Raw genomic sequence first — 26,396 nt, 5'->3', positions numbered from 1 at the left:
TTTTTCCCATTTTTTATTGGTTATTGGCGATGTCTGATCATCTATTCCTGCTCCCGGTAATCCTCAACAATCAATTCAAGAGCTCCCGACTCGGGGTCCATTACAAGCCCGTGTACGGGTATCGCTTTGGGGAACAGCGGATGCCGGCGGATCATCCTGATGCTATGCATGATGCCTTCCTCGGCGCTTCCGAAGCCGCGCAGGAACTTTTCCATGTGGATCCCGGCGTTCTCCAGCGTCTCCACGGCAAGTGAGTCAATGCCATGATCTGCAAATTTATCCACGATACCTCTGGCATCGACATTCGTCATCCCGCAGCCATGATGGCCGATAACAAGCACCTCGCGAGCGCCCAGCTCGTATACCGCCACCAAGATGCTACGCATCGCGCTGCCGAACGGTTGGGTCAGAATGGCACCTGCATTTTTGATAAACTTGGCGTCTCCATTTTTGAAGCCGAGCGCCTTGGGCAGCAGCTCAACAAGCCGCGTATCCATACAGGTTAATACGGCGACCTCTTTATCCGGGTATTTATCGGTCAGATATTCTTCATACCGCTTCTCTTTAACAAACTCTTTGTTGTATTCGAGTATACTCTGCACGTTGGACATTTGGACCAACCTCCTCGCAACTTGTCTCTTATGTATATTATTTTCGAAGTCATAATATTTAGGGCCGCAAAGGGCAATGTTCCATAAATGTACGACAAAAGTCAAAATGGCAAAAACAGAGGAACCAATCGGTAAAAGATCATTAATCGGATCTACATCATTGGATTCTTAGCCCTATTGTATCTTCATTATTTCCGTTCTTTATTTCTTTTTCTTTTAACGCCTAAATAAAATACCCAAATAATCGCAGCAAAGATTAAGATACCTAGCACAATTCCTAATAAGTTGGAAAAAATATACGTAATGAAAATAAATGAAAATATAACATGAATAATTGCTATTATAAACGATACAACTCTTATGGTTGTAGGATCCATATCCACATAGTCATCTTTCAATAACTCTTTTAACCATGACCATACCATTACAATATTAAGAACTAGGCTTAAAAGATTTATCCCAAATGTCCACATTATCTCTAAGTTTTCTCGGCTGTTAAATATACTGCTATAAAAACCTTTTACAGTTGCAATTCTTATTTCTTGAAATCCAAAAATCGCTACAATCCCCATAATCATTACAATTAATGAACCTAATGATTTTCCTAGATGTTTTTTAATGATATCTATTACTTTCTCCATAATATCTCTCCCCATACTTTTTATAATGAATACGTTAATTAGGCTGAACAATTCCTACATTTACTAGATTTATAGGTTTAAAGTATAATATTCAGTGGTTGTATTCGTCCCATCTGATTTCGCTTCATGATTGAGTGGTTGACGTCGGCCGGCAATTCAGGATCTGCCATCAATTTAACGGTTACGCTTTTATTAAATTTGTGTTTTTACAAAACCTTCTGGTATTTATTGAGAAGCTCATCCAATTCGATGGATAAGCTCAATACCTCTTCTATCTGAAGATCGAATCCAAGGTGCATTCCCACCTGATTCAACGCTTTCCTTTTTCGCTCGATCTCTTCTTCGATATCCAATGAATCTCTCAAAAGCTTGTACATTCAAATCCTCCTCAAGCGTTTTACGACAGCTAATCATGCATTGTGATTTTCTATCTTTTCTTCAGTTTTGAAAAAGAGATACTAATGAAGAGGTCTATTTCTTCATTAGCAATCATACGCTTGCTACCGCTCTGGCCTTATCGATCGCAGCTTGAAAGCCGTTTCTATCTAATAATAGAAATGAATTAATGATTGGACTTTTGAAAGTCGCTAGACGATAATCCCGTAATTTCCTTGAAAACTCGGCTAAAATATTTGGGATCGTTATAAAGCAATTAGAGCTTGAATGTCACGTTTCATTTCATATGAACTCCTTGGATGCATAAAATCTGTACAGCTCATATTATTTCATGAAATCAAATTCTTTTATGGTATAAAATTAAGAAAAATTGTATTAAAAGAGGACTCCCTAGCTATTATCACAATTGGTTATCAATCAACATCCGAGCAAAAGCTCAGGGGAGACCCGCGATTTATAACCCAGCGATGCAAAAAAAGATACCGCGAAAAAGACGGTATCTTTTCTTGCATTTAGCTTAGGGACTTTTTCTGAGATGATTATTTTATCAGTTTTAAATCATTTCTGGAGTTTCTTCAGGCTCTTCTCGAACAGAACTTTTACGAATGTTACCGGATCCGTAATTGCTTCTCCCCACTTATTCTTAATTTTGACCTGATAACTAAAAGTGGTTTCAGCTTTCAAAGTATTGTCACGGAATCTTGTAGCCGAACCCGCATAAACAATGTATCTACTGTCTCTGATAAGAGTATAAATAGTGCCTATGCTTTGTGCGATCCACTGAGCAGAAGATCCGTCATGATAAACAAGCCGCGTTTTAGTTATTTATTAAACTATAGTGTCCCGTTAGTTCAAAGCTTGCTCATTGGTATCCTTCACTATGGCATAATCTCCTTAAGCATCTTTGAATACAAGTCCGCCTGCATATAGAATCATATTCGAGTATTGCGTCCATTCCCCAATCCGAACGATCGATCTGAACCCGGTCCAGCTCAACAGGATTATTGATCAGAATCTTTTTTTCCATTTTTCTTCGGCACGAATAAACCTCCTATTTGCCGTCTGGTGCAAGCTTGCCGCATGAAAACCCTAGTCATTTTTGACAAATAAAGTGAGGGAGTGGTAAATTCTTTTTATACTAATTCTTTAATTTGGGTGGGCCTATGAGAAAAAAATTACAAATTTACATATCGTCTACTTACTACGATCTTATTGAGGAAAGACATACCGCTGTTGAAGCCGTACTTCAAGCCGGTCATATCCCAGCCGGAATCGAGCAATTTTTCAAGGAAAGTCCATTGAAAATCAGGAAGAGATGGATCGACGACTCCGATGTATATATCCTGATTCTCGGAGGATTCTATGGTTTAACTCTTCCTGATGAATCCAAGAGCTATACGCATTGGGAGTATGAGTATGCCGGAGAAGCGGGCAAACCTAGATTTGCTTTTGTTGTCACAGATGAAGCATTAAGACAAAAGCCATACGACTTCGCAGCAATTGAATACTATCAGGAGTTTCAAGAGTTTAAGCAATCGGTCATGGAACAAATCCCTACCTATTATGTTGAAGATGTACGGCACATTAAAATGGTACTTCGTGATCAATTGCCGGAGTATGCAGCAAGAGACGATTTGTATGGCTGGTTATCCGGCAAGGATGTCCCGGACGTTCAAAAGCTGTTGGAAGAGAATGCAAGATTAAAGGCGGAGTTGGAGAAAAAGAATTGAAAGAGGGGCTGGCATAACCAGCCTCTTTCTTCCGTCTTCCTGCGTATTATCAGTTTCGCCATACTTACTGTATGGTTCACCGCGTATGATCTTAAACTATCCTGCCCGTTACTTAAATGAAAACGGCAGCTGATCGTTTGACCAGCTGCCTCTATATCATGATTCAACTATCGTGTCCCGTTAGTTCAATAAAGCGTGACTAAAATTTTGCATAATTATGATTGTTTTTCTACGTGAACCACCATCCGCGACAATGTAGGTAACTTTGTGTCAAATAACGATTATGTGGGGACATTTGTGTGTTTTTCTATGAAACAAATGTTCCTACATAAAAGAAGAAAAGCCTGATTTATCACGTTAAGATATGTTTGGCACTTTTGTGTGAGTAGACAATGTCTTCTCAGTACTGACTATTGAGAGCCAACCCATCCTGCGCTAGCGGCAGCCGTGTGACTAGTGAGATAGAGGAGTTCTTTACGCTAACGGGGAACTATCCCAAATCCTCTACGCCCTCTCCAGCTTCGAGAAAGATATTGCATACGAATCTAAGCATGACACTTATCGAGTCATAGTATGTTAACTTGGATATGATTACGAGTACCTGCTCTTCAAGATCCGGTTTCTCGGAAAGCGAGTTCAGGTTATTGAAGGAGATTATTTGAAAAAGCGAATGTTAGAAGCGTCAACGAAGGCTCAGGAACGATACGGCGTGATTCCATCTAGCGAGGAGTAATCCTCGTTAGATGGTTAAGTGTGAAAGTGAATGATGTCCATTCATTTTCTACACTTGTCACATGAATGCTGCCATCAAGCAAATGAACAATTGATTTCGCAATGGATAGTCCCAGTCCATGTCCTTCTGTCTTTGTCGCTCTTGAAGGATCGCCGCGATAAAAACGATCAAACACTTTAGGTAAATCGGCTTGTAGAATTCCTTTGCCGCTATTTTTAATAACAAATTTGACCTGTTTTTTGGTTTTGGATAGAGTAAGTTCGATCTGGCCACCACTATTCGTATATTTAACCGCATTGTCGAATAGAATCGTAACAAGCTGCTTGATTCTTTCTTCATCACTTTCTATGACAATACTCGGTTCGATGTCACGCAATAATGTGATTCCTTTATCATTCAGTATCCCATCCATCGACTCCGTCACCGTTCGTATAGCTTGGCTGAGATTGAATTCCCTCTTGCATAACTCGATGTTTGCTTCATCCATTCTTGTTAAAGTCAACATATCGTTAACCAATTTCGCCATTCGATCCGTTCCTGTTTTCATATAACTTAACCATTTGTGCTGACTCTCGATCGTCTCAGTCTCATTTGCCATGAGTACATCATAGTTGGCTTTCATAATCATTAGTGGTGTTTTTAACTCATGCGAAGCATCTGCAACAAATTGTTTTTGTCTAGCCCAAGCCTCTGCGATAGGCACAATAGCACGATTTGCAAAGTAACGACTAACCAAAAAAATCACGACCAGCATGACTAATCCGATACTTATTAATGTTGTTAGAAGATTAATTAGCGTTTTATGAGATTCTGTGATATCTAATAAATTTATTGTATAGTAGTATTCCTGCAGAATTCGTGTTTCGCCCTTTTGATCAACAACATGTGTGGTGGGAGGCAAGATGACGGTATACATCCATTGTTTCCCCTCTAATGTGAAGGACCCATTCTCTCTATTCTTCCAAGCCATTTGAGTCGCTTTTTGAATCATATTAATTTGGGATGGGCTACCGATATTTCTATCTAACAAATTGCCGTTTGAATCCACTCTGATACTAAAGAATGACGATGACGGCTTGGAGTTAAGATCCGTTATGGATGTGGTACCTTGAATTTCTGTAACAGGACCATGACTTGTTTCTCTAATGACCGATTGAGTTCCTTGTATATTCAATTTGTTTTGGTTTTCCGTTTGAATATTGTTGTAAGTTATCCAATAGATGAGTGAAAAAGCAACAATCATCAGTAGCGATGTAATAGACATATTGATGATGAGAAATTTATTGCGAAGTTTATTGAACATTGTCTTATCCATCTTTCTTTTTTAAAATATAGCCTGCTCCTCGTATCGTATCAATCATGACAACGGATGGTAGTTGTTTCAATTTTTTCCTTAAGAATGAAACTTGTACTTCAACATGGCTATCGTCTGCATCAGAGTTATAACCCCAAAGTTTTTCAATGATGATTTCTTTAGAGGTAACTGTGTTTTTGCGATGGATAAAGAGTTCTAAGAGCTGTGCTTCCTTCAAAGTGAGTTTCGTATTATGGTCGTGGCAACGAAGTAGCAACTGATTTGTATCCAGCTCCAAATCTTCAAACGATAGAATGCCATCGGGAATCAGTTCTGCCTTTCTACGTGTTAATGCTCTTAAGCGAGCAAGTAATTCGTTGGTGTGAAATGGCTTGGCTAAATAATCATCAGCCCCACTATCTAATCCGCGTATTTTATCTTCAATATCACCTTTTGCAGTTAATAAAATAACAGGTGTTTGGATGCCATTTTGGCGCAATTCTTTTAAAACTTGAATACCATCTAATTCTGGAAGCATAATATCGAGGATAATAATATCATAGATATCCGTTAGCCCACAGTCTAACCCGTACGATCCATCTATTGCTAGGTCAACACTATAGTGATTCTTCTTGAGAACTTGGGCAATTGCTTCTCCAATTAAGATTTCATCTTCAACGATTAACACTCTCATAGATAGCCTCATTCAATTGGTTTATTTTGAATATATAATACGATATTTAACAATTTATTCATAAGACTCTATCACCACACTTCTAGCAGAAGTGTGGTGATAGAGTCTTCCCAATGTTTTCTTTGCCTTTATATCTCTTGGAAAACCGTTCTCTATTTACATCATTTTATTTTAGCTCTTGGAATTGTACACCTGCTGGTGCTTTTTTGGACCATGTTTTCCCGCCATCCGTGGAGTATTCTTCATTTTTCCCATTCGCATCGGTTCGAATCGAAACTCCTGGTCCGAAATCATCTTTGGAGTAATTAGGATCTGCAGTAGAAACCGATTGCGATCCATCTGCGTTTTTCGCTGTCTTTGTTACTTCAGGGAGACCATTCTTCCACGTTTTACCTCCATCTGTTGAGAACTGGAATGAACCATCATCCTTTTGCTTTATTTGCAATTGTACATGAGATGAAAATTGTTTACCATCTAGCTCTTGGAATTGTACACCTGCTGGTGCTTTATTGGACCAAGTTTTCCCGCCATCCGTGGAGTATTCTTCATTTTTTCCATTCGCATCGGATCGAATCGAAACTCCTGGTCCGAAGTCACCTTTGGAGTAATTAGGATCTGCTATAGAAACCGATTGCGATCCATCTGCGTTTTTCGTTGTCTTTGCTTCTTTAGGAAGACCGTCCTTCCACGTTTTCCCTCCGTCTGTTGAGAACTGGAATGTGCCATTATCCTTTTGTTTGATTTGCAATACATTAGATGCAGATTTTTTACCATCTAGCTCTTGGAATTGTACACCTTCTGGTGCTTTACTGGACCAAGTTTTCCCGCCATCCGTAGAGTATTCTTCATTTTTTCCATTCGCATCGGTTCGAATCGAAACTCCTGGTCCGAAATCAGATTCAGAGTAATTAGGGTCTGCTATAGAAACCGATTGCGAGCCATCTGCGTTTTTCGTTGTCTTTGCTTCTTCAGGAAGACCGTCCTTCCAAGTTTTCCCGTTATCTTTTGTGTAACGGAATGAACCATCTTGGTTTTGCGCTACTTCTACAAATTTAGATGGATTACTTGCAGCATATACTGCTCCAGCTCCAGCACCGACAACAAGGACTGCGACTGCTGCAGTAAAAACAACTCCTTTCTTTGTTGTACCTAAAAATGATTTGACTTTTTCTTTCATACTCGATTACCTCCTTTATTTTTCGTAAGAATCTATCTTACAGGACTTATCATACCTGCTATAGCTTTAACCAACCTTTAATCATGAAAAAGAGTTTTAAATTTGATCCCTATATAAAAAGACTGCCCTCAGACAGTCTTTTCTCCCAGCATTAATTCACTATTAAAATCGATCCTGCATTCATTCATTACATCATCAAGCTATTTTGCATCATACCTTGCGTTTTCGTATTCCCTTATCTTTGATGACCTTTCTTATACATTTGCTTTAACTCGGAATTAACATTGATATAATCAACAGATTCCATTTTTAACTTGGGAGCTACTTTGGATATAGGAGACCTAGGATTAGATTGTGAACAGCTCGCTATCAAAATAACCAATAGAAAAATGTAAAAAAATACCATCAAATCAACTCGTAACTTAGACGCTAAGTAGATCAGAATTGTTTCGTCTTACTACACTAAACTGCCCGTTAGCGCAACGCGGCTGCCGATCCATGCCGGCAGCCGCGTTTTTTTATTAAGCTATCGTGTCCCGTTAGTTCAAAAGCCGAAAATTTCCATAAGCATCTGAGGTGGAGCATTCATAACTCCATGAATAATGACGATTGCCCAGACGTTGCGATACTTTGCCCATAGATAACCGAGGAATAGACCTGTGATTCCCTGGTTGGACAATACGGTCGCTAAATCGACGTTCCACTGCCCTATGCTTTGGATTGCCAGATGCCAGCTCGCCCACAATACGGATGTGAGGGCGATCGCAGGCCACCTGCCCAGTAATTGTTCCAGACGGGTTTGCAGCCAAACCCGATAAAACACTTCTTCCAGCAAACTATTAATGAGAAAGCCGAACAGGACGGCAAGCGCCAACGCGGCCGGATCAAACCCGGTCGGTACGTAGGGAAGGCCGTAGGGAGAACCATAACTTATATACAACCAGACGCACACGACGAAGAGCGGACCGAACCAACGCCACGGAGACAACGAAGGCGGCCTGGCGATAACGGAGCGCCAAGGTTGTAGTGATGCAGACATTCTTCGCAGCATGACCAGCGGCAGGAGTAGGAGAAGTCCGAGTTTGAGGCCGATATACCATATTTGAAATTCATTTTGATTGTTGACCAGAATCACGCCGACAGTGAATAATGCCGCGCACGCTATCAGGATCCAAGCTTGGATTGCCAAGGTACGCTGCTGCAAACCTTGAAGGGGGGGTGTAGGCGGCAGGGGGCCAGGGAAAAAGGCGAATAAGCAAAATACAAACCAGAGCTGGGATCCATTGATGCCAGACAGGCATGGTTCGTTCGTGATCCGCCGTATATCGAATCTCTAAATTACCGCTCCATAACAGCCACAATGCGGCCGTAAAAATAACGGCGAGACCGATGACTCCGACTGACCGGGCCCAGAGCGGTTGCGGTGTACGCATCATAATCACCCTTTCCTCTCATCCCGGTCGAACTGCTCCATGATTCGATCTACGTACCGGATTAAAGCCTCATCCAATCCGAAGACGACGGGTTTCATCGAACCTGTGGGAGTAACCAAAGCGAAGTATTTGTCCATCAGCCCGGCGTTTCCTTCGAACCATCCGGAAAAGCAATCCCTCCACTTTCCGGCTAGAGTCCGAACGGCGGACGGGTTCCACGGAGAGGCCATGCACCGCCGAGTCTCCTGAATAAGTTTCAGCGCATGATGTATCCGCGGGTCGTCACTACCGATAAGCGGGAGTCGCTTAAGAACTTCAATTTCTTCCTCCTTGAACAGATGTGCAGGGAACGTGGCCGGAATCTCGCCGTTGACGAAGTCGGGGCTCTGTATTTTCTGGAACAGTTCAAGGACATACGTATCATTGCGTTGTCCCGACATTTGAATGGTCTGCAGCACGCCCCGCAATATAAACTGTTTTCGTTTCAATTCCTCGATTTTTTGAGCAGCGTAATCGATCTGCAATTGCAACAGTAAGACCCATGGATCGTCCTTTCCTGTACTCGGTGGCTGCGCGTCAAACAACGCTTTAATCTGATCTAGCGGGTAATCCATCGACTTCAAGGAAAGAATGGTTTGTAGCTTGATTAAGGCTTCATCGTCGTAGTAGCGGTAGCCGTTATCCTTGACGATGGCCGGCTTCAACAGGTCGATCCGGTCATAATAATGCAATGTTCTTCTACTGATATTGACTTTGTTAATGATGTCTCCGATTGTGTAGATAGATCTTCGACTCCTTTCACTCGTGCAATGTTCGGAACTCGATGTTGGATAAAAGCCCGCAGCAGATGCGACGCACATGATGATTACACGCTTATTTAATCATTGACGTTAACGTCGAAGTCAAGTCGTCATTTTCATATATTATCGCGACGAATCGCTGGCCGCTCTGTCGCTACATTTTCTAAAAATTGCTCGTTTACCCCCATTAGTAGTGAAAACGGCAACCTTTCGCGGCTGCCGTTTCTTTGTAGTCGTTAATCTATCGTGTCCCGTTAGCGTAATCCCTTAATTGTATTTTTCTTTATTAATCGCTTCTTTTAATTGATGACAATTCTCTAAATCAATATCGTACACATTAGCTAAGCAAGTAACATAGTAGAGTACATCGTACAGTTCTTCTTCAATGGTTCCTTTTATCGTGCTCTGATCAGTTAGCCGCTTATCTTTCCTTAAAACCTCAGCTAATTCGCCTATTTCCTCGATCAATTTCAGAAAGTATGCCTGCTTAAGTTCAGGCTTATAATCCTTTTCTTTAAGTATTGATTGCAATTGCTTCAGTGTTAAATCAGACACCTATTTCCCCCCTGATAAAATTGATTGTTAACATATATTTCTTGGTTTACTAAGCAATCTCCTTCTGAATTTTTTCCTGCCCTTTAGCTTAACGAGGCTGCCGTTTCATACTGGTAGCCTCGTCCTGGTGATTGTTAATCTATAGTTCCTCGTTAGCATAACGATATTCTTCATTTTTGATCGTGTACTTGAACCGTAATACTGTCAAAAAGTTTTTCACCGATATAAGCATCTAATCTCCAAAGACCAGGTGAAGGTAATGACATTTGTGAAGGAGTGTGTCCGTCAGCTCCATTATTAGGTCCACCTAATGCTAAGGCTTCAATTACAGTGATTTTATCTCCTGTTTCTTTGCTAATACCCATTACTTTTAATGAACCTTGTAGTTCTTCAGGTTTTCCCCAAAAGTGCCACATATATTTTTGTTTTTTATTCGGGTAAAAACGGACTGCTTCACCATCATCATAAATAAACCCTAATTTTCCTTCTTGTCCAATCATCGTATAGGCACCTGATTTATACAGATGGCTAACTTTCCAATCCTTGTTCTCGGGAATAGTTTTTTCTGCTGAGCATCCTGCCAGTAATAACAATACTGCCATCAATACAATTTTAGGATAAATCATTTCAACTAATCTCCTTTCGAATTATTTACTTAATCTTACCATTTATGGTTTCGAAGAGGAGATTTATTTTAGTATTTGTTAAACTAATCTGCCCGTTAGCGCAACAAAAGCTGCTGGTCTTATGCCGGCAGCTTCTTCTGGTGATTTTTGAGCTATCGTGTCCCGTTAGCTTAATGATTTTAAATGTTCAACTGATGCAAAGTCTTCTATTTTATACTTTCCGTTTTCATAATTAAGCGTTGTTATTGAACACTCAGGAATCAACTCGCTTTGTACGGAGATGAAATTAGAATGACAAGCATCAAGTTCGTTTTTAGGGAATGTATGAACCAGAAAGTCAGTTATTAAACCTCCATGAGTAACTATCACAATATTACTTTGAGACGGGTGTTGCATTGCTAATTCTGATAATAAAGAGGATAGGCGTTGCCCTGCTTGCTTTGCAGAATCACCAACGGGTGGTATATATTCAGGCTCACGTGTACATCTCTCCCACATCGCAACAAACTCATCAAAAGTTTGTCCTTGCAAGTCTCCCCAATTAGCTCGTTCTCGTAAACGGGCATCTACATTAATTGTTGATTTCGTCTCTAATCCTATATGATCAGCGGTTTCTTTTGCTCTTAGAAGTGGGCTTGAAAGTATGACTGCTATCGGCAAATTGCAAAAACGTCTAGCTGTCGATTGTGCTTGTAATATACCCCAAGGGGTTATTGGAACATCTCCAATTGCCTTTTCTTTTAAAGCATGCCTAACAAGAAAGAAAGTCGTTGTGCCCATTTATCGAACCTCCTGCTAGAGATTACTGCCATTATCTTCAACGATTATGTACAATTCGTATTGTAGTTATTTCCAGATTACACCTTATAGGAAATACGAACAATGTAAAATTTAGTTCAAGTTAAACTATCCTGCCCATTAGCACAACGCGGCTGCCGATCATGCTGGCAGCCGCGTTTTAGTTATTTAATAAGCTATCGTGTCCCGTTAGCGTAATGAACTCTCCTGTCCTCTATGTTACGGTTCACCGTGATATAACCGATTGTTTCGTGGGTCAGCTGTCTGATTACATCTTTCAAATGAATGTCAGTGAGAACAGTATGGATTGTTCATTGAAAGAAAAAAATGCGGATGTGAACTACAAGACAATAGTACATAAAAAGGACAATGGAGAGTATTTCACTTATAGATATAACTATTAGTGGTCAGCGCAATTAAATAGAAGCCTGATCAAAAGATAACCACTCCTTTGATGGGAGTGGATTCGCAGTAATGAGGTTAGTTACAACATCATTTGTAACCTCCAATGAAATTGTTGTTTTATTAGATCTCTGAACTCTTAACGAACTTTATCATCAATACACCATCTTGCAGTTCGGCAGAATAACAATTTTCGTTTAAATTTTCAGTTGAAAATTGATATTCGAGAATTGCATCTGCCATTTCTTGAGTGAATCTCCCTTTAAAATACGGTATATTCAACTTAGTTCCAACTTGGAAATCTTCATCACAACAATTAGTATCAATGTGTTCTATTATCGTTTTAACTGGATCGCTTAAATCAGCCCATTTTAATTTACATTTATTATTCACGACTTTCTTCCCCCTTAAAATTATCTTTTCATCATTAGTTGTTTAGCTGCTTTAGTAACATTTTTCACCTAACGTCTTATTCACGTACTTCGTAAATAATTCCATATGTAGGGTATTCGAGAAACGATTGAACTATCCTGCCCGTTAGCACAACGCGGCTGCCGATCCATGCCGGCAGCCGCGTTTTTTTATTAAGCTATCGTGTCCCGTTAGTTGAGTGCTAATCACCATTAATTCGGATTTTCCGCACATTGTTATCTGAAATAGCATCCAACAACAGTTGGAGTGTGGTTTGGTATTTGACATCCATCAGGGGCTTATAGTTAATCAAGTCGTTTTTCAAGCCATCCATTGCCTTTCCACTGAATTCCTCATTTGTACAATAATAGTCACTTAACTTTCTAAGAAATAAATAACTCGCCCAGAGTTTATAAGGTGCAAATATGTCTTTATGTAAGTTTTCATCAATTTCATGAATCAAAATGAGTCTATTCCTATTGTCAAAGAGTAAGACGTCAAAACCCACAAAAAGACCTCCTAATTTAATTTTAAACTTAATGTATCATATTTCACTAGTTCACTACATTATCCTGCCTGTTAGCTCAACGCGGCTGCCGATCCATGCCGGCAGCCGCGTTTTTGTTATTTTATTAAGCTATAGTTCTCCGTTATCTGAATGACAATTTACTTGGGCCAGCCACCCCAAATATCGATTTTATTTCCATCTGGGTCATAGGCATAAAAATTAAGACCACAGCCCCCATTATCTTCAATCTCCGATACCTTAGCTCCGTTGTTTTTCATTTGGCTGTAGAGTCCGTGAAAATCATTGACTTCCAAGGTAAGTGCACATTGTTCCGTTCCACCTATTTGAATGTAGTTTAGATTTGTCTGCTCAGGAGTCTTAATCAAAAAAATGGATTGTCCCAAAGGGATACGAAGCTGAGCCTGATTTTCATGAACGGGTCTCATTAACTCCAAACCTAAATTATGCACATACCATTGGGCCGATTCTTCTGTATCGGTTGTAGGGATGTAAATGCAATTAATTTCTTTTACAATACTCATCACATCATCTCCTTTAATTTAAAGGCAAAAGTGACTCAGTTTATAAGAAGCATATCTCTCTTAAGCAAGACAAACCTTTTCTCTCTAACAACAATATATCCCTTAGAATGGTAACTACGTCTTGCCGATTTACTTCGTTAAATGATTCCCGCGGCTGCTCATAAGGAAATTTGTCTTTTAATACCTTGGTTTTTGTAGCTATATTTCCGTATGTACTAATCGCTTCATCAAACAAGTGATGTGATTTTCCATCAAATATTTGTTTTAACTCCGTCAAGAAAAGATTGGCATGGTGCCTAGCCTCGCTAACTACTTCAATAACAAGGGCAAAATCATATTTTAGAACTCTATTGCTTTCTATTGCGTTTATCCATTCTTCAAAAGCCTTTAGACCCACAAAATACCTTTTGCCAAACTCCTCATATGTCTCCTTTTCATTTAGGCTAAGGACGAATTGTAAGGCCTCTTTCATGGAATTCATCTTGTCATTAGCAGGGATAGGCGTAGCCCAATGCAGAGAAATCAATCCACTCGTTGCTTCTTTAGATTCAGAAACTTTACGGTCGTTCACGCAGTTCACACAAGGACATCGAGATAATCCCAATAAGTTCCATGGGATGACATCTTGCCCGTTTTCATACCCTGTATGCCATGAATCGATGTAATAGCCGATATCGTCGAAAGCGGTTATTACTGAGGTCTGGTTTTCTTGAGCAATATTTTTAGAAAATACAGGTTTCTTCGAATCGATTGCAGCTTTGGCTTTGTCCCATGCATCCGCTTGAAGTTTAATAAATGCAGCACCATCAGCATATTGGTGTATTCCTTCAATATGAATACCTAAATTGCGAACAAGTCGGAAAATATCTGGTTCAGGTGGTCCAGCGTTTGGCTGGACAAAGTTTTCATCGAATACGTTGAGAAACGCGAGCCCCGTAAAACCAAGAATCTCCGTTGGCGTTAAGGACATTTGATAATAATCTGCAACTGATTTAACTGCACCGATTTGGGATGAGTCTAGACCTGAGAATCCGTAATTGTCTAATTTTACTTGAATACGCTCCAGCATGAGAACACCTCCATCTTATTAAAGGAAATATTCTCCATATTAAAGCGAAATTCCTGTTTAACGACAATCGTTAAACTATCCTGCCTGTTACTTCAACAACAGAAGGCAGCCGATCGGCTGCCTTTTTGTTTTATTGAACTATCGTGTCCCGTTAGATTAATGGCTACATATCTAATTTAGGATTATATAGGGATAATGAAATACATTATTGTGATGCTATAAATGATTGCATTTGAAAAATCGTCCTTGTCGTCCATTGATAAGTTCGATTTAATAACAGTAACAACAAAAACGATAATCGTATCATATTCTTGGCACTTTTTTGGAAATCTGTACACTTTTCACATGCTGGCTAGCTGAGAACCGATTCCTTTCCTTTCGATGTCCCTGTAATACGTGCTCGGATTTTACAGACGAACAATAGATGGGAGGCATTTAGTATTAGGGATACTTGGTTCTATCGGATTTGATCCTCATAATATGCTTCATCAGCATATTTACGATCTGTCCCTTTCAGATACGCCATGATCAATTGCGGACGTCTCACTAGAATCCAATCGCCACCTTGATCGAATTTACGGCAAGAGGTAATCATCTGCGCTTTTTTGATCGTGCCGTACTTCTTACCGTTTTGTATTCCCCATTTTTTTAACCGCAAAGCAAAATCAGCATCCTCTGACATCAACATCTGATCATTAAATCCGCCAATCGCATCGAAATCTTTCTTATAACACCAGAAGATGCCGACAGAGATAGCACCATATATGAATAACATGGGAATAATCAACATTATCGTCGATACGATAATCCCTAGAGAGACACGCTCGAATTTGCCGCTAACCCCCCCACCAATATACGATCCCATCTGAAGATGACGATCAATCTCCGATAACATATTCGTTGTCACCCGACTATCCGCATCTATCGTCACAAGGATGTTACCCCGAGCCTTATTCGCTCCTGCGTTGCGAATTTGCGATAGATTTTTCATATCATTCCGGACAATCACACAGTTGTAATCTCTTGCAATCCGCTCAGTACCATCCTGACAACGATTCAGCACAACAATCACTTCGACCTGACCTAAATAAGGTACCGCCGCTTCGGCGATCGATTCTAGGCAGCGTCCAATATATTTTTCCTCGTTATGCGCAGGAATGACAATACTGAATTTCACACTTGCTTCTTCTTGTTCTCCGACGAATACGTATTTCCCCATCATCACTTCACCTCATGATTTGGATTGATAATACCTTCGAGTATCAGCCTTGTTGCATTTCGGTACAATTGCTTCATTGCCGCCTTGTCCATCAAGCGATGGCTGTCACTGAGCCCTGAATAATAGCTCATGAGGATGAATGCCAGCTCTTTAGGATTCTCATGCTTGAATTCTTCGCGTGCCACACCTTCTGCTACCAATGTCTCAAATCTAGCAACGTATTCCATAATGATCACCAAGAACTTCTGTCCAACTTCTGATTCCATGCCGACCTTGGCCATAAAATCTTCCCCTGCTTTATTCAGGGGCTTTTCGAGCGTGTCTGCGAAGTAATCGGCGTAAGCGTAAAGTTTATCGATCGACGTCTCATAAGTTGCCGACCGTGCATCCCAAGTCTCCCAGGAATGTTGGAACGCTCCTTCAGCCAATTGGATGAAGAGATCCTCCTTACTCTTAAAATGGTAATACAAGCTTCCCTTGCTGTACCCTGTCGCAGAGCAAATATCATCAATCGATGTCGCGGTATACCCTTTATTCGCAAATAACTCTCGTGCTGTCATGATAATATTCGCTCTTGTTTGCTCAGCATCGTATGCTCTTCGACTCAAGAATACTCACATCTCCTTTAAAACATACCGCGTAGTCGGTATGTTTTAATCGTAACCAAATATCGGAAATATTTCCAGTGAATTTTCAGTGACTAAGGAGGAAAATTCTCAGTCAAGACCCAAAACAATCATGTATGACGAAGACGCAGCAACAGCAGCAGCCCTGGAATTAAAGTCCTAGGCTGCTGCTGTTTTTATAGCTCTATAGTGTCCCGTTAGCGTAACCTCTTGTGCGAACTATAGAGCCTTAACCGTGGCAATCTCTCTTCCAGCCCATGAGCGCTTTGACTGAACGTATTGCTTCCATAATCAATCCCCTTGTTTCAAAACAACATGAATCACGGGCCGATTGTTAAAAGGCTTGACGGCTTCTTTAGAATGGCTTAAGGACCATTAGCACGGTTATGGCAATCATCAGCAGCTGTGACGCCGTCTCGATTGGTTCGATCTTTTTCATCAATCGACCGAGCTCGGCAGGTACTACATCCCCTTTGCCTTGACTTATAGATGCAATCTGCATGATCTTTTTAATGCGCGGCCCGATCAATCCGTCGATCGTGGCGACCATGAGCAGCGATAAAAGGATCGATATATTTAGCCACATTTGGGACAACCCCATCTGGGTTATGATCATTAGCCAAACCCCAGTAATAATAAGTACGGCACCGCCAATTTTAGGCAGGATGGCAAGCTTGTTCGTTACATCAAAAGCAAAGCGCAACTGGTCGACGGTTCTAGCGGACCTTCGAATGACGGGTACCACGAAAGCGGGACCGATTACCGCGATAGAAGCCAATATATGCAAAACGAGGAGCCATCCAAACAAACTGATCATCTCCTTCTTGCTCTTAGCGCACCGGAATATCGCTTTGATAGGCGAGACCGACCCTTTTCCTCTTAAAAGGCCCTCCGAGCTCGATATGGTCCAGCATGCATTTCACGACATCATCATAAGCAACATCCAGCTCTTGAATCCGGCTGAACAAGTAACCGGCTATATCAGCCTCGGAAAATTCCTTAATCGTCTTCGGAATTGATATGGGTAAGGTTTCCGTTGTCACATTTAGATGAACCGACGCCGGAGGCTCTATCGAATCAATCATAGTTCCCGGACACATAATTGACCAATCGAGCTCAGACTGCAGCAGTCGTTCAAAATTCCGGTTGTGATCTTTATACGCGGGTGGGAAGCCGGGTAGATTGTTGCCAATGAGATCAGTATATGGAATATCCAGCAGGCCGGCACCTCCCATTACCCATACCCTCCCAGAAAAACTTGGGTGGACTTCACATTGGCTTACAATGTTATCAACGAGACGAATGAACTCATCTCCTTGACCTGCATGGCCTGCAGCAATAATAGCGGCGTCTTGATGCGAGAGCGCCTCGCCGACGCTTACTGGGTTTATGATATCGTCCACGATTACCTTCACATGTTTTGCGGAACGCTCGCCTTGCTGTTCATAAAACTTCTCAGAGTTTCGCACGAATGCTGTCATTTCATGTCCCATTTTACCCCCTTGCTCCAGCGCTCTTCTCCCTGTATTTCCAGTTGCTCCGAAAACAATAATTTTCATCATTTTTTCCTCCTTTTATAATTGCTCCCGATATTTCATCTTTGGATTGACTCAAGCGTACCATCGTTTCAAAATCTTGATAAGAACCCACTTTAATGTAGGGTACTTACTTAAAAGTAAGCATAAGTAGAAAGGGATAGGAATGCTGACTTAAATGAGAAAAAGCCGCCAGGTCAAATCCCGTGGCAGCTTTTGTTATGAGTGATTGAATTAGTGTACAAATTAATTGAACCATCTTTAAGAAGCAGGTTCTTCATATTTCCGCTTATTATGGTTTTCTCCCCAAGCACACATGACTTCTGCTACAGGAATCAATGTTTTGCCATATTCACTAAGGGAATATTCTACTTTTGGAGGGACGGTGGGGTAGACCGTTCTATCGATTATCCCCTCTCGTTCCAAGTCCCGTAAATGTTGTGAAAGCATTTTTTGAGAAACATCAGGTATAAGCTTTTCCAGATCGTTGAATCGCTTATTGGATTGTATCAAATGCCATAAAATCATTGGTTTCCATTTGCCACCTAGAACATGAATGATTGTCTCCACTGGACATTCAAGCTGATGAATCATTGATAAATCATCCCCTTACCTTTAAGTAAGTTCATTACTTAAAGCATACAATTAACAAAATTTTACATCATGTTTTCAATCCGGTCAACCAAATACAACTAATTCGAACAGATGTCAGCAGGAAGTCTTTATTCCACGCGTAGCCGATGGCTCCATCCTCTGAGGCACCATCTGCGAGCTTGGAGTTGGATAATTGTTGGTCTATTGGGAAACGATAGAACATGATTTTCATCTTTTCGAATCGAGGTTATGACATGAGTGACCCTAATACTTGCAACACCTCCCCATTGAAGCAACAATTGGAGCAACAATTGAAAGAAATTTCAACACTGGCCGAGCAAAATATGATGCGGCTAAGCAATGAAAACATGTGTCTCATCCAAGAATTCGAAACGATGCGCAAGGTGATGACTGATATCGTAACGACAGCAGCTTCGTTTTATTTAAAATGCTATTTATCCCCTTATACATCCAAATACGAAGATTTGACGACTTGTGTGCGGCATTTATCCGAACGCAAGCATGGCGCGTTAATTGTCGTGGAGCGCAACGATCCGCTTGAAGCGCTCATTCGTCCCAATGTACCTATCGGAGGGATGATAACACATGCCTTAATCGAATCGATATTTTATCCGGGAAATCCGCTGCATGACGGCGCTGTCTTGATTCGCTCCGACGTTGTTATATCTGCTGCAAATGTCCTGCCTCTGTCTAATATTCAAGCAACAGATCAGAAACTGGGCACAAGGCATCGAGCGGCGATCGGCCTGACCGAACGTTGCGATGCTATCGTCATTGTTGTGTCTGAGGAGACCGGTCAGGCTTCATTTGCCATCAGGGGAGCACTCCATCCGATCAATATGGGAAACGCGTGATATCCATCGTTAAAAAGGGACGCATGATTATATAGATATTGGAAGTTTTCTGTCCATTAGCACAACGCGGCTACCGATCCATATCGGCAGCCGCGTATTTATATTTTTTAAACTATAGTTCTCCTTTAGTGCAAAGGTCTATCAGAGGTTTTTGTCACACTCTGGTCGTTTACGATTCAGTTAATATTTATATACATTAAATCGGTTGCCGTCTGGGTCATAAAAGTGAAAAAATGCAAAAAAACCACCAGTAATGTAGTCAGAAGTACAGATACCGTTATCTCGTAGATATTGAAAATATTGAGAAAAAGCCTCTCCATCATGAGTGACACAATAAGGGCGGCAAGGTCCATCTACTGGTCCATTATCCGGTGCGTCTTCTGAAAGTTGGTCAAGCCACCAAACGGAATGTGCATCGGGATGATGTTCCAAAGATAACCCCATTTTTAGGGACCCTTTTGTAGAGTAATCCTCCAATAATACCATCCCTAAATATTTTTCATACCACGTTCTAGCCTCTTGAAGATTTCTTACTCCAATACGAACCCAACTTCCGCCAAAGCGTGAACCGTCTTGAATATCTTGGCTTTCTGCTGCGGTTAAGCGGGTACCTTCGAATCCCCAAAAATCAAAGTGACCCTTACCATCGGCTGTGTAATAAATGTCAGAAGTACGTATGCCTTCTTTTTGGAAATAAGCATGCTCGGCTTCTACGTCACGCGTAGCATAACACCAACGAACGTTTGGGTTAACCGTGCCACGTTCGGCGAAAAAATGATTAACTCTTCTGTCCGTCAGTACAGATTTGAGCCATAAACCAGCTCGCAACTCTGTCATAATTTCCGCTGTAGATAATTTTTCATTTTTCCCATTCATTACTTGCTTGCGGGTAAATCCCATATGTTTTTCATACCATTGGACAGCCATTTCATGATTGTCCCAAATTACATCGATTTGTCCGCCGTCATATGCCAATTTAGGGACAGATGTAACCGTAGCTGGCTGCTGCGTAACCTCCATCGGGCAAACCTTCTTTCCTCTTTTTTTAGTACAAGTAAGAATTCAATGCTCACCATTATTTTCCTGCGATAATGAAAAATATATTGATAAACTATCCTGCTAAAAAAGAGGTTTGGGATTTTTTCTTATTTCGTAGTCTAAAGTTCTCTAAGGTTTACCACTGTTCCCTGGCTTTGCCGGGGATTTGTAGAGTAGAGCGACTACGCGCCTTATCCTGCATTACCTAAATTCTCTCTCTTCGCTCGCAACTCTAGGTAATGCCCACCGGAAGAAGCAAAAAAGGAAAAGAACTCCAAGCGTTCGCGGCGCTCAAAGTCCCATAGGTAGAGTGTTGCTTGGAAGGGTATTAGCTCTTCCTTATCCCCCTTCGCCGCCACATGGAAGCAGTCCCTCTCAAAGACTCTTATTCGCATTTCGGGAGGCAGCAGAAAGAGAGGTACCTCGTCAAACGGAAGATACCTCTCTATAGTAGAGAATGATTTTAGTTTAATTGTTGCTGTAGGAGTTTTTATGACCATCCTCGAAACCTTGCTCAAACCCGGCATTAAATCCTTCATTATACGCAAGATCATATTCTTGGTTAAATTCCTTCGAATGCCCGTCTTGAGGCATCACAAGAGGCTTCGAAGTCTTTTGGCGTTTTTTACGCACAATTTTGCGGAGTCCGCGTTTAAGTACACGTTTTTTTCCTTTAACTACTCTACGTTTTTTTACCAATTGGCGGCTTACTTTTCTGATTTTGCGCAGCACTTTGACCTTGCGTTTCAGGCCATTTTTTTTGGTTTTTACTTTTGTTAACATTTCTGTTATCCTCCTGTACTCCTCGGGTTACATTCGGTACTTTGGCGAAGTCTGCAGCTTTCCACGGCTTTGTAGGAGTTCCCTTTTTATAGCGCCGAATGAACGATTTTCTTGACGCCATACGACACAATGCATTCTGATAACACTTGAATATTCCCAACCAGCTTCTTCGCCAGCTCATTGTTCGACGAGTCGTGTGCCGCGACGTCCGCAACCGAATCGAGGATACGCGACAACGCACCTTGACTTCTCGCTATCGCATGAATTAACTTATCCTTTGCTGCCCATTCCCTGCGATGAAGATCCATCATCAGTGTCTCCCGTTCCGAACTGATCACCAAACCAGCCGCCTTCACCGAAACCGCCCAAACCACCATCGGCCTCCCGGTTCAGTACAACCTTTAAATTATGCGCAAGTCCGTTCTCTAGCTTGGTTAATCCATCGAGGACATCCACGAGTGAATCATGAATGCCGAGAGACTCCTTAAGCAGTTCCGTATGGCTCGTGAAGGCTTGCTCCGACAAATGATTCAGCGCCCAATTACGCACTTTTTCTGCTTCAACTGCTTTCGCCTCTAGAATCATAGCGACATTCCATTGGATCTTGGCAGCTGCGTCCAGCATATTCAGATATGCTTGTTCTCTCATACACAACCCTCACTTCTTATTCCATCATTCTTCCATCGAAATTCGGATGCTGATCTGGTAAAGCGTGAATGAGATGTGCCATTCGGACAGCAACATGGCGTTTCGCATCAATAACTGTTGCCATATGGAGATGCGAATTGGACATATGCACGATCATCTCGGTAATTCTGTTCTGCATAGGCCCCCCCTCTCTAACGTTAATCATTCGCAAAGAGAGCCCTTAGCACTACCCTTTTACAGCATATGCTGACAGGTGTACCGTGCTACTGAGCATTCGCCCAGTTCCAAGGCTATAATTCGGGATTACGAAACAAGGGTGGAGCAATAATCGGAAGTCCTTCGGGATATAGACCAAGTTCCTCTTGGGTCCATACCGTATGCGCACGCTCCTGCAAATGCCAGCGCATGACCGGGATAAAAAACTGTTCATTTCGACGATTGACCACCCTCGGTTCTGGGAATCGATATGACGGCGAATGGCTCTACCGATGGAAATATTACCATCGGTAGAGCCATTATCGATGACAATGATCTCATACGGCGCATCCGTGTACCACATGATCCCCCAGAACCTCATTCATCCTTCGTCTAGACGGGTTAGCCCTTCACAAGCTTGTTAGCGAGGTGCCCGAAATCAATGGCGACACGACCCAGCTCCGTTGCAACCCGCTCCGAAATGATGACAGCTGGAATACCTGCTGCGACAAGCGCAATATCAAAAGCATGTGTAGCGATTTCCTCCACTACACGATCCACATCGTGAATCCCTTGAACTGGCGTGACGATTCCGACGATACGTACACCACGTGATGTAAGTACAGCTCCCAGCGCATTAGCTTCATTCCCGACAACTAGCACACGTCTTCCTTTGAGCAATAACGTTAAGTACCCCAATTCATAGAATAAATAGTTGATTGTCGATATGGTCATACGTAAGTCTCGATAATCGATGCCATGTGCTTTAAGTGCAGGGAATAGCATTCCTTGGAAGCTGCGCATGCGAGAGACGGGAATGCCTACGATGGTGGCACGTCTAATCGAATCGGCTAACAATTGCCGCGCTGTAGGATCAGGTAGACTAACGCCTGCATAAGGTAAAAAAGGGCCAATCTGTCGCGCTTGATCTGCAGGGATAATCAAGTCATGAGACAGCGTAAGCATCTCACCATCCCCTAATCGAACGATGGACATCGGCTTCTCCGAGTCCAATGCCTTCTTCATCTCGCGGTATAGCGTAACCGGATCGACGAGAGGATGCAGGAGGTGTTGCATTTGGCTGAGCCCCGCCTGCAGAACTTCTCGCAATTCAACATTCGGCAGTACCGTAAAAGGTGGAAGCATCTGTGTTAGGATACCATCCCCGCCTTCGTAGAACCCCTTATCAAAACCTTTATCGTAGGCGTTCCGCCATGCTTGATGATCAGGAATGGATTGGTCTTCCTTATGCCTTCCCAGCTTTCTTGTAACACGGTTCGCATACGAACGATACGATACATCCGAACCTCGCAGTCTCGATTTCATTCTTGATTTATGTGAAGCGGATTGCTTTTTACTGCTTTTCCTCGGTTTCCTGATCACCGATTTACGATGCGCTGTTTTGTTCTTACGTCTTTTTCTCGGCAGAAGGAGCATTTCAGCACCCCACTTTCTCTTCGCAAGTCATGAAAATAATCCATCGTTCTCAAGGATGAAGTCCTCGCAGCTTGCGACTCGCTTCCTGCAAAGAATCAAATGTTCCCGCATCCGTCCACCATCCGCGAAGAACATCAAATTGCAATCGACCTAACTCCGCATAGATGTTATTGACATCTGTTATTTCGAGTTCACCGCGCGCTGAAGGCTGAATCTGGTCAATGGCTTCAAACACAAAAGAATCATACATATATATCCCTGTGACGCAATAGTTAGCTGGCGGCTTCTTCGGCTTTTCTTGAATCCGAATGATCAGGTCCGGATTATTCGGATCGAATACGGGCACGCCAAATCGTTTGGGGTCATTCACCCGCTTGAGCAGCACACGTGCAGAACCTGGCGGTTGATCCCTGAAGGCAACAACATAAGGCGTCAGATCATCTTGGAATAAGTTATCTCCGAGCAGGACGACAAATTTCTCTTGCGGCGAGATATAGCCCTGGGCAAGATTCAGTGCCTGTGCAGTTCCACCAGCATTCTCTTGAATTTTGTATGAGATATTCACGCCCCATTCTACACCGCTCCCTAGAAAATTCAGATAAAGTCCTGCGGAAGCTTTACCGATGATGAGCAGAATATCTTTAATTCCCGCCTTCCGTAAGCGGTCAATCCCGTAACAGATCATGGGGAATCTACCGACTGGCAGCAGATGCTTATTCATCATCTTCGTAAGCGGATAAAGTCTGGCTCCTGTCCCGCCGGCTAGTATTATTCCTTTCACACAAATCCTCCCTTTCCTGAAGAGGTAGTTCAAAAAGTCATCTTTTGATCACGAAGTGTTTCATGAAGCGAATTCGACATCGAATCTCGCGTTCACCCTCGAAGTCCGGTACTCATTTAGGTTTTGCCTAAATTCCGTTCCTCCTAAAAGTTTTTCGAAGAAAAACTCGCTACGGAAGCATAGATCTTCGAGTTCTCGCAACCTAAGCTTACGCTTACGATGTAAGTTTTCTTCGAAAACTTTTAGGTGCTGATAAGCCGACTTTTTGAACACTCACTTGTACACTCCCCATCCAGAAATAAATGTGAGGATCCTACTCGAAGCCCAAAATTACATGCTGGTCGGTCTCATATCCCGTTCCTACTCGCCGCAATGCGTTTCCGCGAATGATCGGGCAGCGATAATCGATTCCCGCTCAAGTTCATCGCTTGACGAATCGCTTCGAGGTGATCGCCGATAATCATTTGTGCGACAGGATTCACATCGCCTACATTACTCTTACGCAACTTATTGCGTTCGATCACATTTACACTCCCCACAAGCTCAATCTTAAGTCCCTTCAACATCGCGATCGCTTGCGCTTTTGGCGGGACCATCAAGTTGTCATATCCAATGATTTCGATCGCTCTGCGGGATAGCGCATGCGGGATCGCTGTCATGGAATTCACCGTCAGATCGCTGCGACCTAAGCTTCGATTCAGAAATTCTTTGCAGCGGGTCAAATCATCTCGACGATCAAATGTGGATATGAACGGACTAATATCATTCAGTGCGACATCAATTCCTCGATGCACAGCATAGATAAAAGACATTAACGCATTTGCAGATATAGGAATATCCCCATCCACGAACAATAGAATATCCGAGGTCGAGAGTTTGGCACCGATTGCCCGCCCGACATCATGTCCGATCGGATCTGCATAATGAACAATTTTCACATTTTCATGCTGCCTAGCTATGTCATAACTACGGTCCGTACACCCATTCAAGATAACGATAATCTCATCAACTTGCAGCTTCTTCAGTTCATTCAGAACTCCGCCAATGGAATCTTCTTCATTCTGCACGGACAGAATGGCCGACACCGTCTGCTGAAGCGGTGGGAAGACAGTCCCCGTATGAATCGGATAGCGTGGGGATAGCTCTGTGGCAGATCGTAATCTTACTTGTGATCGTGGTCGTGACCGTCTAGCCAGACGTGGCTTGGATCTTACAGCAGGCTGCCGTTTGGCAGTAGGCTGCCGTTTGGTAGTAGGCAAATTCATTCGTTGTCTCATCTGCTCACCTCGCGATCTCACGATTCCGCGTCAAATCCGTGAATCCCCCGCGAACACCAAGCTCATGACTTAGCCAGTCCATCGTCTCCAAATGATCGCCAACAATGAGATTCTCCAGCGGATCACCATTTCGATTACGAACACGACTCGGATTAAGCTTACCAACATTCACATGATGTACGGCTTTCACATGCAATCCACGTTGGACAGCCATCGCATGCGCTAAAGGGGGAATGGATAAATTCGGCGGCTGGATGATATCCAACGCTCGCCGGCTTAATGCATGCGGAACAGCTGTCATGGAAGTCCCGTGAAGATCGGGTCTTGAGAGCATGATGTTCAACACATGCTTGGCTAATACGACGCCATGCACTGTTCGTTTATGTGTCGGTCCTGAGTAGTCATTGAGCGCAACATCCGTTCCGCTGGCAATGGCTTGAACGAAGGGCCTTAATTGCTTACAAGGAATAACCATATCTCCGTCGATAAATAACAGCACTTTCCCTCTTGCCGCGTTCGCTCCAATACTACGTCCCACATCATGGCCCAATGGTTCTTCGTAAGAGAGCACTGTCACCCTTTGCTGGGCAACAATTTTCTTGGTTCCGTCCGTTGAACCATTCACGACGACGATGACTTCCGTATTCGGGTGGATTCGCTTCGCCTCTCGAATCACTCTCGCGATCGTACGCCGTTCATTCATGACCGGGATGATGACGGAAAGATAGGGTGAGGCATACGGACCAGATCGTACGCTGCGTCTTCGTTTCGGACCCCTTTTTCGGTTGTTTGCAATCAATGACGATTCACCTCCAGTTCCAAGAAAAGTTCACTCCCTCATGCATGGCCTTTCTATAGCAGCCGCAGCCCTATATACAAGACATTTTATGTTGTACATTCCTTTGTGCGACGGCTTCTGTACTGCTCCACACGCAAAGAGGATCGCCACCCCAAGCTTCATGCTTTGG

Annotated in this window: 32 protein-coding genes; 2 read left to right on the top strand and 30 right to left on the bottom strand. The window is 42.4% G+C overall.

Features of this window, described 5'->3' with window-relative positions:
* Positions 1–41: 41 nt before the first annotated feature.
* The 3 genes from ACFQZR_RS10300 to ACFQZR_RS10290 form a co-directional block, all read right to left on the bottom strand.
* On the bottom strand, positions 42–611 hold the full coding sequence (locus ACFQZR_RS10300; protein ID WP_379345472.1) for a beta-class carbonic anhydrase: 570 nt from the start codon (positions 609–611) through the stop codon (positions 42–44).
* Between the two features lie 188 nt (positions 612–799).
* Positions 800–1,252 carry a hypothetical protein gene (locus tag ACFQZR_RS10295; protein ID WP_379345470.1) on the bottom strand — a complete coding sequence of 151 codons (453 nt, stop codon included), beginning with the start codon at positions 1,250–1,252 and terminating at the stop codon, positions 800–802.
* A gap of 206 nt (positions 1,253–1,458) precedes the next feature.
* A complete protein-coding gene (locus ACFQZR_RS10290; RefSeq protein WP_379345468.1) occupies positions 1,459–1,629 on the bottom strand; it encodes an aspartyl-phosphate phosphatase Spo0E family protein in 171 nt (56 codons plus the stop codon).
* Positions 1,630–2,811: 1,182 nt separating this feature from the next.
* Here ACFQZR_RS10290 and ACFQZR_RS10285 point away from each other — a divergent pair.
* On the top strand, positions 2,812–3,378 hold the full coding sequence (locus tag ACFQZR_RS10285; RefSeq protein ID WP_379345466.1) for a DUF4062 domain-containing protein: 567 nt from the start codon (positions 2,812–2,814) through the stop codon (positions 3,376–3,378).
* Between the two features lie 719 nt (positions 3,379–4,097).
* Here ACFQZR_RS10285 and ACFQZR_RS10280 read toward each other — a convergent pair.
* From ACFQZR_RS10280 to ACFQZR_RS10200, 17 genes are all read right to left on the bottom strand, one after another.
* Entirely contained in the window at positions 4,098–5,426 is a 1,329-nt protein-coding gene (locus ACFQZR_RS10280) for a sensor histidine kinase (protein WP_379345464.1), read from the bottom strand.
* Positions 5,419–6,099 carry a response regulator transcription factor gene (locus ACFQZR_RS10275; protein ID WP_379345462.1) on the bottom strand — a complete coding sequence of 227 codons (681 nt, stop codon included), beginning with the start codon at positions 6,097–6,099 and terminating at the stop codon, positions 5,419–5,421. The genes ACFQZR_RS10280 and ACFQZR_RS10275 overlap by 8 nt, the downstream gene beginning before the upstream one ends.
* Positions 6,100–6,265: 166 nt before the next feature.
* Positions 6,266–7,276 (bottom strand): sialidase family protein, encoded by a 1,011-nt coding sequence (locus ACFQZR_RS10270; RefSeq protein WP_379345460.1) that lies wholly within the window; start codon positions 7,274–7,276, stop codon positions 6,266–6,268.
* 544 nt (positions 7,277–7,820) lie between these two features.
* Positions 7,821–8,465, bottom strand: a complete 645-nt coding sequence (locus tag ACFQZR_RS10265) for a CPBP family intramembrane glutamic endopeptidase (RefSeq protein ID WP_379345458.1) — start codon at positions 8,463–8,465, stop codon at positions 7,821–7,823.
* Between the two features lie 249 nt (positions 8,466–8,714).
* Positions 8,715–9,569 (bottom strand): MerR family transcriptional regulator, encoded by an 855-nt coding sequence (locus tag ACFQZR_RS10260; RefSeq protein ID WP_379345456.1) that lies wholly within the window; start codon positions 9,567–9,569, stop codon positions 8,715–8,717.
* 207 nt (positions 9,570–9,776) lie between these two features.
* The gene (locus tag ACFQZR_RS10255) at positions 9,777–10,064 is read right to left on the bottom strand and encodes a MazG nucleotide pyrophosphohydrolase domain-containing protein (RefSeq protein ID WP_379345454.1); all 288 of its coding nucleotides are present in this window, start codon (positions 10,062–10,064) and stop codon (positions 9,777–9,779) included.
* A gap of 170 nt (positions 10,065–10,234) precedes the next feature.
* A complete protein-coding gene (locus ACFQZR_RS10250) occupies positions 10,235–10,690 on the bottom strand; it encodes a hypothetical protein (RefSeq protein WP_379345452.1) in 456 nt (151 codons plus the stop codon).
* A gap of 165 nt (positions 10,691–10,855) precedes the next feature.
* Complete coding sequence (locus tag ACFQZR_RS10245) at positions 10,856–11,470, bottom strand: histidine phosphatase family protein (protein WP_379345450.1); 615 nt, start codon at positions 11,468–11,470, stop codon at positions 10,856–10,858.
* A 543-nt stretch (positions 11,471–12,013) separates the two neighbouring features.
* Positions 12,014–12,283, bottom strand: coding sequence for a hypothetical protein (locus ACFQZR_RS10240; protein WP_379345448.1), 270 nt, complete (start codon positions 12,281–12,283; stop codon positions 12,014–12,016).
* Between the two features lie 220 nt (positions 12,284–12,503).
* Positions 12,504–12,809 (bottom strand): hypothetical protein, encoded by a 306-nt coding sequence (locus tag ACFQZR_RS10235; protein ID WP_379345446.1) that lies wholly within the window; start codon positions 12,807–12,809, stop codon positions 12,504–12,506.
* A 158-nt stretch (positions 12,810–12,967) separates the two neighbouring features.
* Positions 12,968–13,351, bottom strand: coding sequence for a VOC family protein (locus ACFQZR_RS10230; RefSeq protein WP_379345444.1), 384 nt, complete (start codon positions 13,349–13,351; stop codon positions 12,968–12,970).
* Between the two features lie 40 nt (positions 13,352–13,391).
* Positions 13,392–14,420, bottom strand: a complete 1,029-nt coding sequence (locus ACFQZR_RS10225; RefSeq protein WP_379345442.1) for a hypothetical protein — start codon at positions 14,418–14,420, stop codon at positions 13,392–13,394.
* A 457-nt stretch (positions 14,421–14,877) separates the two neighbouring features.
* On the bottom strand, positions 14,878–15,642 hold the full coding sequence (locus ACFQZR_RS10220) for a glycosyltransferase (RefSeq protein ID WP_379345440.1): 765 nt from the start codon (positions 15,640–15,642) through the stop codon (positions 14,878–14,880).
* Positions 15,642–16,247 carry a TetR/AcrR family transcriptional regulator gene (locus ACFQZR_RS10215; protein WP_379345438.1) on the bottom strand — a complete coding sequence of 202 codons (606 nt, stop codon included), beginning with the start codon at positions 16,245–16,247 and terminating at the stop codon, positions 15,642–15,644. The genes ACFQZR_RS10220 and ACFQZR_RS10215 overlap by 1 nt, the downstream gene beginning before the upstream one ends.
* A 373-nt stretch (positions 16,248–16,620) precedes the next feature.
* Positions 16,621–17,082, bottom strand: coding sequence for a DUF2269 family protein (locus ACFQZR_RS10210; protein ID WP_379345436.1), 462 nt, complete (start codon positions 17,080–17,082; stop codon positions 16,621–16,623).
* A 13-nt stretch (positions 17,083–17,095) separates the two neighbouring features.
* On the bottom strand, positions 17,096–17,824 hold the full coding sequence (locus ACFQZR_RS10205) for an NAD(P)-dependent oxidoreductase (protein WP_379348794.1): 729 nt from the start codon (positions 17,822–17,824) through the stop codon (positions 17,096–17,098).
* 237 nt (positions 17,825–18,061) lie between these two features.
* Entirely contained in the window at positions 18,062–18,394 is a 333-nt protein-coding gene (locus ACFQZR_RS10200) for a winged helix-turn-helix transcriptional regulator (RefSeq protein ID WP_055747654.1), read from the bottom strand.
* Between the two features lie 254 nt (positions 18,395–18,648).
* Between ACFQZR_RS10200 and cdaS the strand changes: the two genes are divergently transcribed.
* Positions 18,649–19,269, top strand: coding sequence for a sporulation-specific diadenylate cyclase CdaS (gene cdaS / locus ACFQZR_RS10195; RefSeq protein WP_379345432.1), 621 nt, complete (start codon positions 18,649–18,651; stop codon positions 19,267–19,269).
* A gap of 180 nt (positions 19,270–19,449) precedes the next feature.
* Here the strand turns inward: cdaS and ACFQZR_RS10190 are convergent, their stop codons facing one another.
* The 10 genes from ACFQZR_RS10190 to ACFQZR_RS10145 all read right to left on the bottom strand — a co-directional run bounded on the left by ACFQZR_RS10190 (position 19,450) and on the right by ACFQZR_RS10145 (position 26,227).
* Positions 19,450–20,289 (bottom strand): VOC family protein, encoded by an 840-nt coding sequence (locus ACFQZR_RS10190; RefSeq protein ID WP_379345430.1) that lies wholly within the window; start codon positions 20,287–20,289, stop codon positions 19,450–19,452.
* A 486-nt stretch (positions 20,290–20,775) separates the two neighbouring features.
* Positions 20,776–21,090, bottom strand: coding sequence for a hypothetical protein (locus ACFQZR_RS10185; RefSeq protein ID WP_379345428.1), 315 nt, complete (start codon positions 21,088–21,090; stop codon positions 20,776–20,778).
* An 86-nt stretch (positions 21,091–21,176) separates the two neighbouring features.
* On the bottom strand, positions 21,177–21,401 hold the full coding sequence (locus ACFQZR_RS10180; protein ID WP_379345426.1) for a hypothetical protein: 225 nt from the start codon (positions 21,399–21,401) through the stop codon (positions 21,177–21,179).
* On the bottom strand, positions 21,361–21,738 hold the full coding sequence (locus tag ACFQZR_RS10175; RefSeq protein ID WP_379345424.1) for an alpha-helical endospore appendage domain-containing protein: 378 nt from the start codon (positions 21,736–21,738) through the stop codon (positions 21,361–21,363). The genes ACFQZR_RS10180 and ACFQZR_RS10175 overlap by 41 nt, the downstream gene beginning before the upstream one ends.
* Positions 21,739–21,754: 16 nt before the next feature.
* Positions 21,755–21,916, bottom strand: coding sequence for a hypothetical protein (locus ACFQZR_RS10170; protein WP_379345422.1), 162 nt, complete (start codon positions 21,914–21,916; stop codon positions 21,755–21,757).
* A gap of 112 nt (positions 21,917–22,028) precedes the next feature.
* On the bottom strand, positions 22,029–22,184 hold the full coding sequence (locus ACFQZR_RS10165) for a hypothetical protein (RefSeq protein ID WP_379345420.1): 156 nt from the start codon (positions 22,182–22,184) through the stop codon (positions 22,029–22,031).
* 151 nt (positions 22,185–22,335) lie between these two features.
* Positions 22,336–23,259: a GT-D fold domain-containing glycosyltransferase gene (locus tag ACFQZR_RS10160; RefSeq protein ID WP_379345418.1), complete on the bottom strand. Its 924-nt coding sequence runs from the start codon at positions 23,257–23,259 to the stop codon at positions 22,336–22,338.
* Between the two features lie 160 nt (positions 23,260–23,419).
* Positions 23,420–24,151 (bottom strand): sugar phosphate nucleotidyltransferase, encoded by a 732-nt coding sequence (locus ACFQZR_RS10155; protein ID WP_379345416.1) that lies wholly within the window; start codon positions 24,149–24,151, stop codon positions 23,420–23,422.
* Between the two features lie 347 nt (positions 24,152–24,498).
* Entirely contained in the window at positions 24,499–25,428 is a 930-nt protein-coding gene (locus tag ACFQZR_RS10150) for a glycosyltransferase family 2 protein (protein WP_379345414.1), read from the bottom strand.
* A 4-nt stretch (positions 25,429–25,432) separates the two neighbouring features.
* The gene (locus tag ACFQZR_RS10145; RefSeq protein ID WP_379345412.1) at positions 25,433–26,227 is read right to left on the bottom strand and encodes a glycosyltransferase family 2 protein; all 795 of its coding nucleotides are present in this window, start codon (positions 26,225–26,227) and stop codon (positions 25,433–25,435) included.
* Positions 26,228–26,396: the final 169 nt, after the last annotated feature.

Origin of the sequence: Paenibacillus sp. GCM10027629 (assembly GCF_042676425.1) — a bacterium.
GTDB classification, from domain to species: Bacteria; Bacillota; Bacilli; order Paenibacillales; family Paenibacillaceae; genus Paenibacillus_K; species Paenibacillus_K terrigena.
This window is presented reverse-complemented; position numbering and strand designations above follow the sequence as displayed.